Origin of the sequence: Tritonibacter sp. SIMBA_163 (assembly GCF_046535935.1) — a bacterium.
GTDB lineage: Bacteria > Pseudomonadota > Alphaproteobacteria > Rhodobacterales > Rhodobacteraceae > Epibacterium > Epibacterium scottomollicae.
This window is the reverse complement of the sequence record NZ_JAWJBP010000039.1, coordinates 1-8,464: the sequence shown is the minus strand read 5'-3', so window position 1 is coordinate 8,464 and position 8,464 is coordinate 1. Positions and strand designations below refer to the sequence as shown.

Annotated in this window: 6 protein-coding genes and 2 pseudogenes; 4 read left to right on the top strand and 4 right to left on the bottom strand. The window is 57.4% G+C overall.

Annotated elements, in window-relative coordinates; translation table 11 throughout:
* Positions 1–117: 117 nt before the first annotated feature.
* Positions 118–375: pseudogene (gene tnpA / locus R0J92_RS20975) on the top strand (IS200/IS605 family transposase).
* Between the two features lie 49 nt (positions 376–424).
* On the opposite strand, the gene R0J92_RS20970 reads toward tnpA, so the two are convergent.
* Together R0J92_RS20970 and R0J92_RS20965 are read right to left on the bottom strand one after the other, a co-directional pair.
* Positions 425–1,678, bottom strand: coding sequence for a fumarylacetoacetate hydrolase family protein (locus R0J92_RS20970; protein WP_411053055.1), 1,254 nt, complete (start codon positions 1,676–1,678; stop codon positions 425–427).
* A gap of 38 nt (positions 1,679–1,716) precedes the next feature.
* Positions 1,717–2,553, bottom strand: a complete 837-nt coding sequence (locus R0J92_RS20965; protein ID WP_411053054.1) for a MipA/OmpV family protein — start codon at positions 2,551–2,553, stop codon at positions 1,717–1,719.
* A gap of 213 nt (positions 2,554–2,766) precedes the next feature.
* On the opposite strand from R0J92_RS20965, the gene R0J92_RS20960 reads away from it, so the two are divergent.
* Positions 2,767–3,600, top strand: coding sequence for a LytTR family DNA-binding domain-containing protein (locus R0J92_RS20960; protein WP_411053053.1), 834 nt, complete (start codon positions 2,767–2,769; stop codon positions 3,598–3,600).
* 277 nt (positions 3,601–3,877) lie between these two features.
* On the opposite strand, the gene R0J92_RS20955 is transcribed toward R0J92_RS20960, so the two are convergent.
* Entirely contained in the window at positions 3,878–4,768 is an 891-nt protein-coding gene (locus tag R0J92_RS20955; protein WP_411053052.1) for a LysR substrate-binding domain-containing protein, read from the bottom strand.
* Between the two features lie 119 nt (positions 4,769–4,887).
* Here R0J92_RS20955 and R0J92_RS20950 point away from each other — a divergent pair, with 119 nt between their 5' ends.
* On the top strand, positions 4,888–6,024 hold the full coding sequence (locus tag R0J92_RS20950; RefSeq protein WP_411053051.1) for a TauD/TfdA family dioxygenase: 1,137 nt from the start codon (positions 4,888–4,890) through the stop codon (positions 6,022–6,024).
* Positions 6,021–6,751 (top strand): annotated as a pseudogene (locus tag R0J92_RS20945) (class II aldolase/adducin family protein). Before R0J92_RS20950 ends, R0J92_RS20945 begins: the two are co-directional and overlap by 4 nt.
* Positions 6,752–7,540: 789 nt before the next feature.
* Here R0J92_RS20945 and R0J92_RS20940 read toward each other — a convergent pair.
* Positions 7,541–8,233: a response regulator gene (locus R0J92_RS20940; RefSeq protein WP_411053056.1), complete on the bottom strand. Its 693-nt coding sequence runs from the start codon at positions 8,231–8,233 to the stop codon at positions 7,541–7,543.
* Positions 8,234–8,464 lie beyond the last annotated feature (231 nt).

Here is an 8,464-nt window from a genome sequence, read left to right as displayed (position 1 = left end):
CTACGCCGCTCTGGAAAATGAGGAACGAGCCGCGTAACTAACTGCAATCAGCCTCCGGCGAACCCGGGGCGGTTCACGGTGGGGTGCGCCTGCGCTAGCTAAGATATCTACCGACAAGTGTGTCAGGAGAACGATGTCGAAATCCTGCATGGGGTGCTTTCCAGCGATCACGTCCACATGTTTGTGTCGGTGCCGCCAAAACTCGCGATTTCCGATCTGGTGCGCAGGATGAAGGGTCGTCCGTCCTAGAAGGTGTAACTGGAATTCTCAGAACTGCGCAGGCGATATTGGGGCCCGAGATTTTGGGGGCGCGGGTACTTCTCGACAACTAACGGTGACAATACCGGAGACATCGTACTTCAGTACCTGGAATAGCGCATCGCCGATCCTACCGGCGCCAGCCGGAAGTGGTTCAGTACTGCATTTATTTGGACCCTTGGGAAACAGCAGACCATACTTCGGGTACCTCGTTTTGAAGAACCGTTGCTTTGATTAGGCCCATCCGAGACGACTTATGTGTAACGAGATCGTTCGGTTGCAGATACCGTCCTGATTGGCGCTCCTCGGTTATGAATGAGGTGACGACCGATTGATATGGGTCTCGGCCCCTGACCACATCTCCGTGGGTCAGATATCTTGCGACACCGCGCAGGATTTGGCGCAGATTGGGCGGCATAAATATGACTCCCTCGGCAGTTCCAGACATCAACACCTGCCCGCGCGCGATCTTCTTGCCCTCAATCAGATGCCAATACTCTGACTTGTACAGAAATCTCGGGCGTTCGGTATCGGCGAGCACTTTTTCAACCAGATCACGAAACGACAAAATCATATCACCGGCTCGTGTGTCTTGACGTGTTTCTCCGTTCACTTCGGTGACCAGACGTTCGGCGTTCACGAAGGCCTGCCAATCCCGCGGAACCACAAACAGCCCACCTGAGGGGAACCGATCAGGGCCACTTTTGGCATCGCTAAAGCCGGTGCCGACATCAAAGTTATCAGGATCGACTAAACGAGTGAGCACCGCGCGATCACTGAAGTCGCCACATAAGAAAAAGCCTTTTTGCGCTTTATCAAAATCTGCCACAGTTTCAATGTCGCGGTCGAAGCGCGCGCAAATTTCGACTTCATAATCTAACAGCTCTTCGGGCGTGATCGCCACAGTGGTAATTGGCGGCGTCGCTGGTCCAAACTTTGGAAAATTGAACACTGATTGCGCGTGCGTCTCTTCCAGATGCTCAGGGAAATTTGTACCACTTGCCACCGTTCGGGTTGAGGTCCCAGCGGCGGGGCGCAGATCCTGAAAGGAAACTTGGACAAGCGGCAGCTCCGCCCGTCTATTTTTCGCAGCGATGGCAAGCGCAGTGAGCCGCTCGAGACCGACTTCGACGAGAGCCTCGAAATAATCGCTCTGCGTGGTCAGGCCTGTGCGGGTGAGATCTATACCCGAAATACCAGTCTGCGTTGTTTCAGTCACCAGTACAACATGGGGCGCGACATCGCGCCCATGCTCGACCAGAGCCAAGGTCACCCCCTGATCCGGGGGGAGCAGGCCCAAGTTCAGCGCCGTAGCTTCTGCGTTGATTGCATTGCGGCGTGCCGGGTCCTCTAACTGAAACAGCCAAAGGTTGGCTGCCAACACAGCCGCAACTGCGGTGATCGCGATATACATACGCATAGGGTATCCTGTCTGGAAGGGGCTAAGAGTTTTCACGATCAAAAGCGAAACATCACGCCGGTTGAGAGGCTAGTTTGTGTGTCTTCAAAGCTGAGGCTGCTGTCTTTGGCATCCCCCATAAGCGTCGACATATCGAGGCTGGTGAACACGATGGTTTTCGGACGCAGGGCATAGCTCGCTGTCAGGGTGATCCCGCCTTGGGCAAAGCCGGACCCGGCCTCGAACGCAGTATATCCAGAGGTCAAAGACTGGGCAGGCGTAACCGTGAAGTAACTGTCCATCCATGCCTCATCTGCCCATTTGACATAGGGGGTTGCCGACACTCTGACACGCTGCGAAATCTGCGCGCCATAGGTGCCGGAAACCTTGACCAAAGTGCCTTCATGCCCCTCATCAGACAGACCCTTTTGCAGCTCGAGATCAAAACTCCACCGCCCGGTTTCGTAGTCCGCAAAGAGCGTCGCAACTGCGCCGGCTTCGATACCGTCAAGACCCGCCAGAACAGCGTTATCCTTAGTCAAGCGCTCGTCAAAATCATAGCCGAGTCCGACGCCGTATTTCAGCGTCCCCCCCCCCAAGGTGCTTGAGTTGTACAGGCCCACGCCGCGCTGGTTCACAAAGCCGTAGCGACCGATTTCGAGATCGATGATGGGGATGACGCCGCTCTCGCTGTCATCTGAGCCGAGGAAACTTGGCCCATAAGAGACGCCCAACCCGATTGATCCGCGGATCAGAGAGTCTTCAGCAAAGGCAGCACTGCTTACAACAGCGCAAACTGTCGCGCTGATGGTCATACCCCGGGGGAGTGCTTTTCTCATGTTCATTTCGTTGGACCTTTCATGTCGGTTTCTGTGTCGCATAGCCTCGTCGCGCAAAACCTGTCGCTTCGAGTGAGGTGGGGCATTGGTGCTAAGAGATCGGGCGCTATGAAAGGTGAAGCACTTGAAATGACATATATTTTTCGGGAACGGCAAGGTGCATCGCGCCAACGGTCGAATACAACCACTCACGAAAAACACGTATCGCTGTGGAAAATAGGCGGCTAAGCTCGGTGTGAAATCCGTCCATAACTGAGCCCCGGCGCTAAGATGTTCTCAGACCTCAAATTAGACAATCTGCTGTCCTTCGTGCGTGGCAATACCGGAGAAGGTCGGCACCGGCTGATGATCGGCGCAGCAATGATTTTGAGCTGCGCGATCATATTGTCCGCGCTTGAACCCGGGGCGACGCGAGAGATGCCCTTCGTTTGGGCTTTGCTCAATTGGATCCTGCATTTGGCCTTTGGCATCGCGATATTGGCTTTGCTGGCCATCGGTGCGGTGCGTATTGGGATATCAGACGGCCGTGCTGTGATTGCAGCCGTACTCTTGATGCCAATATTTATGGCCCCGTTGTCCCTGGCCTTAGAGGCGCTCACTGCCCTTGCCCTAAAGAGACCGCCACCGGATCCAACTGGCTATTGGGATGAACTGCGCCGGGTCGCGATCCCCGCAATCGGGCTCACAACATTGGTTGTCGTCGCGGTGGTGAAGGCCGCAGAATTTACAATACTACGGCATACTTACATCACGGCGCGGTTTGGGAAACTACCACAGCTGCAAAGCATCTTCCCGGAGCTATCACATGATGTCGGCAATGACTTGGTTAGCCTCAGTGCAAATGATCACTACGTCCACCTACGCACCACGCAAGCCAATGTAATGCTCAGCCGCAAGTTCGTAGACTGTGTTAACCTGCTAGCGCCAATACAGGGCGTACAAGTGCATCGCTCCCATTGGGTGCGTCTACAACAGATCGCTCAGGTCCGCACCAATGGCAGCAGTTACCTCTGCATCATGAAGGATGGCTCAAAGGTCCCGGTCAGCCGCAGACGCTACGCAACCCTAAAGTCCGCGCTCGCCGGATTTACAGCAAGACAATAGGCGCGCAATGCGCCATGCACTTCCCCTCGAATCCTATCTCTGCAGAAGCATCGGTCCGCCCTCACTTCGGAAAGCCTCTGATGTTGCGGCTGCACAGATCATGTCCCCTTCGGGCTGCTTGCGGCCACCAACGGAAGTACCTTCGGCCGTCCAGGCAGATCACCAGCCCGCTGCGCCGCCGCAAGTCGGCTTGGAGCCCACTTTGACGGATGCTGCAGTATTCGCGAATGTCCGCCTTGCGATTGTACAGCGCGCAGCCTGATGGGACTTTGGTCGTTCAAATGAATTGGCCGCACGTCGCGACCCAGTCCTGAAACACTTTTGTGCTCTGAGACTTTGGTAACCTTGCGGTAAGAAAATATGACGTCCCTAAATCTATTTCGCCCTCAGGCCACATCCGCAGCCCCCCGTCGCGCACCGCGCCGCTTGCTATGGAGCGCCAGCCCAGCATGACGCCGCGCCCGTCGAGCACAGCTTGCGCCGCCTGCACGTAATTGTTGAAGGTCTGCCCAGAAAGACGCGTCCGCGGAATGTCCTTTGCGCGAAGGTAGTCCTCCCACCCCGCCCAGTGCTGGTTATGCGGGCTGCGCACATGGATGAGCGGTGCCCGGTCGAGGCCTATGCCGTCGGCCTGCAACCGCGCTAGTAGGGCGGGCGCGGCCACCGGGCAAACCCGCTCGTCGAAGAGCTTGAGCGTTGTGCCCTCGCGCCAGCCACCGGTACCGTAGCGGATGGCGATGTCGATGCCGGGGGAAAGATGCGGCAGATCGGTTGCGGGGGCCTGCACATTCACCGTCATCTCCGGATGCGCGGCGTAGAACTCGGGGAGGCGCGGCATCAGCCAGTAGGTCGCCATGCCGAGTGTGCAGGACACCGTGACCTGCGACCCGTCCTGCCCGCTGAGTGCCCGAATATCCTCAAGCGCGGCCGAGATCTGCCCCAGTCCGTCGCGCACCGCGCGGGCTAGAATCTCGCCCGCCTCGGTCAGCTGCGCTGGCCGCGTGGCGCGGTCGAAAAGCGTTGCCCCTACGTGCTCTTCCAACGCCCTGAGCGTCTGGCTCACAGCCGGCTGGGTCACGTTGAGCCGCGCCGCCGCCAGCCGCATCGAGCCGTGCCGCGCGACGGCTTCGAAGGTGGTAAGCAGGCGCAGCGGTGGGAGACGGTTCATCAAATTAACCCATAGCTTAAGATATTATCAGGTTAATCCGCCTGTTTCGGGAAAGAAAGGCGTGGAATTCTTGTTTGCAGAAATGCTCCTCAACCCCTCGCAACAATATGAGATACAACATGAACCTCATGACCTCCCCCGTGGTTGACCCAATTCTGCAGGACAATGGCCTGCGCATCCCCCTGTCCGACGGCCAAAGCCATCACTTCAACTATCACTGGCTTCGCGACAACTGCCCCAGCTCGTTCAACAGCATAACCCGCGAGCGCAGCTTTGACATCTTCCACCTTGAAAACGCCCCCAAGGCGTCAAGCGCCGAGGTCGTCGGCGACGCACTCGAGATCACATGGGCAGGTGAGGACCATGTCACCCGCTTCCCGCTGGCCTGGCTCGAATCCTACAAGACCACGGGGCGGCGCCCCGATCCCGCCGACCTCGCACGCGAGCCGTGGTATGGTGACGATTACCCGAACGTTCCGCGCTTCAGCCAGCCCGCGCTGAAGGCGGACCCGGCGCTGCGCGCCAAGTGGATCGAGATGATGCTGGTCAAGGGCTTCGTGATTATCACCGACATGCCCGACAGCAACGAGGGCCTCACCGAGACCGCCGAGATGATTGGCCAGATCCGTCCCACCTTCTTTGGCGATTATTTCGACGTGAAGACCCATATCAACCCGACCAACACCGCCTATACAGCCGCCGCGCTGGAGCTCCACACCGACACCCCCGCCGAGGAGAATGCGCCCGGCGTGCAGTTCCTGCATTGCCGCGCCAACACCGTAGAGGGCGGCTACAGCGTCTATGCCGATGGCGTCGCGGTGGCGAACGATTTTCGCGCACGGGATCCCGAGGGGTTCAAGATCCTCGCGCAAACCAAGGTGCCGTTCTTTTGCGAACATGACAGCTACGACATGCGGTCGCGCCAGACGATCATCGAGCTGGACCAGCACGGCGAAGTGTCCGGCCTGACGATCAGCCAGCACATGCTGGACATTTCAGACCTCGATCAGGAGCTGCTTGATCTCTGGTATCCGGCTTTCTGCAGATTCGGGAAGATGTTGCAGGAAGAGAAATACATGATGACCTTCTTGATGAAAGCGGGCGAATGCATGGTCTTTGACAACCATCGCATTGTGCATGGCCGCGCCGCCTATACCGCCGAAAGCGGCGATCGCTACCTGCGCGGCTGCTACACCGACCGGGCCGAGATGCGCTCCAACTACCGTGCGCTGGTCAGCGAAGGACGTTTCAAATGAATGAGTTGAGCCCAGTTAACGAAGAGACTGCCTCTCTGAGGCAGGATCTCTCGGCGGCCTTCCGTATTTGTCACGCGATGGGCTGGAGCGAGTCGGTCGGCAACCATTTCAGCGCCGCCATATCAGAGCATGAGTTTCTGCTGAATCCCTGCTGGCAGCATTTCGCGACGATCCGGGCCGAGGATCTGTTGCGCATCGACGCCCGCGATGGACGGGTGATCGAAGGCAGAGGTGCGCCAGATGCCTCCGCTTGGTGTGTCCACGGCACGCTGCACCGCCGCAAGCCCAACGCCAAGGTGATCTTGCACGCGCATTCGCCCTATGCGCTGCGCTGGCCTGCCTCAAGGACCCGACGCTGGTGCCCATCGACAACAACACCGCGCGGTTCCACGGGCGGACCGCATATGACCTCGATTTTGGCGGCATCGCTGATGCGGTCGAGGAAGGTGAGCGACTGGCGGACAGCCTCGGTGACAAATCTGTGTTGGTGATGGGGAATCACGGCGTCACCATCGTTGGCGAGACGGTCGCGGCAGCCTTCGAAGACCTCTATTTCTTTGAAAAGGCAGCACAGACGCTGACCCTCGCGCGCTCGACTGGAGAGCCGCTGGCGGTACTGTCGGATGCGGTGGCACAGAACACCGCCGACGGCTGGATCGCCTATCGCGGCATGGCGCACCGGCATTTTGACTATCTCAAATCGCAGTTGCCTCATGTAGGCGTTTGACAGGTTGACGAACCGGGACCTCGCGTTGAGCGGAGCGATAGGCGTTCAGTCCCGGCCCCGCAAAATGCAGACGCCAGCAACCCTTCGGTGAACGGCAGCTTCGTCCCGCGAACTGTGAATCCGCGTCCCTCTTGTTTTTGGCAGTCGCAGCGAGTGGCAGGTTCGACGGCCGCATCGCAGCATTGCTAGGTATCGGCCAACGGCAGGAATGGGCCGTGAATTACAGGCTGTCTTCTCTGCGCGTGCAAGGTGCTGCGGGGAGGGCATTTTCCAACGAGGGCTCTAAGCGGACTTGCGGCAGCGCGGCACGCGAACCTTGGCGTTGCAGGGCTTAGCGCGACGAGCCAGATGACGGCTTCCAGCCCAAACGCGACATTCATGCAAGGGGCAGCGGGGGCACTGCTGCAGTCGCGAAAGATTTCCCGAAAGCCGCCGTTCAGCAAGCGGAGGCGGCCCTAGCTGATGCTGCGGTCAGCACCAACGTCAACTCTGCGCACATAGCGGACTTTGCAAAGTCTTGGGATCTACCAGCGGGCTGACGGCCCCATGCTGCACGACCAAAGAAAAGAGCCGCCCTTCGCCGCAGGTGCCGCCAAAAATCATCATCGAACGGCAGCCAGCTCAATCACAAAGGTCATGTGAATTGCAGCGGTGCCCGGTTGGAAGCGCGAACAAATCCGCCCGACTTCCGGAGCAGACGTTCACATCTTCGTTGGCGATCAAAATAGCACTGCACACACGTTGGAGCTGGCCGAACGCTGCAGGAGATCTTCGCCAAAACGGACACAGCTAGTGGTTCGGATCACGCGCACTGGCCCGAAGTCCGTGCAGGACGCTATCCAAATCGTCAACGAATGTTGTGAGATCTAGACACCCTCTCTCTAAGACCGTCAGGTCAGACAGAATCTGCGGGTCGAGCGTCTCGTCGTTACGGATCAATGCCTTCATACCACGAGTTTTCTTGATTGAATTCTTCAAGATATCCCGGATATCTGGTCCACAAGTGAGCATGAATCGCTGAACGACTTTAGCGACTTCGCGGTTAACCATCTTGCTAGCGGAAATTTCAGCATAGAGCATGCGCCGTTCAACCGCAGTCGCAACCGATTTTGTTAACGAAGCCACTGTTAGTTCTTCCTTTACGAGATAGTCGGCACATCCATTCCGCATCGCATCCATTGCGATTTTAAGATCGTTGGCGCCGGTGACCATAATCGGAATCGCCCCGGACTGGTCTTCATGTGAGATGACCATATGGAGTGCGTCCAGTCCGCTATCACGTCCTAGGTTGTGATCCAGGAACACAATGTCGAAGGGTTCTTGGTCCAAAAGAGACCGTAGTTGGCTCAAGTTTTCCGCTTCTGAATATTCAAAACTCATCCCCGACTTCTCACAGATACGAATCAAACGCATTCTGTCCACGTTATCGTCATCCAGCGTCAGAACCTTGAGACGTGTTTTGCTAACAGCTGTCCCCTCAATGCCGATTTCAGTCCTGAGGTGCGATGGTAGTAGATCCCGATTTCCGAGAGGTCGATCTGACGTCATGACGTGGATTCCCTATTTAGTGGCGAGAGGCCTGTCTCAGTTGCGATCAGCGCTAGAGCATAGTTCTGTTTGAGTAGGATCGACCGAGTACATCCGGTCAGGTTTGATGCAAGTCAGAAGCTAGGCTGCATTCATGGGTGGTTCACAGATGTTCCAATAGCCTCT

Excerpts from the sequence above, each read along its gene's own strand:
- R0J92_RS20970 (WP_411053055.1), bottom strand. The coding sequence starts at position 1,678 with ATGCGTATGTATATCGCGATCACCGCAGTTGCGGCTGTGTTGGCAGCC.
- R0J92_RS20960 (WP_411053053.1), top strand. The coding sequence starts at position 2,767 with ATGTTCTCAGACCTCAAATTAGACAATCTGCTGTCCTTCGTGCGTGGC.
- R0J92_RS20955 (WP_411053052.1), bottom strand. The coding sequence starts at position 4,768 with ATGAACCGTCTCCCACCGCTGCGCCTGCTTACCACCTTCGAAGCCGTC.
- R0J92_RS20950 (WP_411053051.1), top strand. The coding sequence starts at position 4,888 with ATGAACCTCATGACCTCCCCCGTGGTTGACCCAATTCTGCAGGACAAT.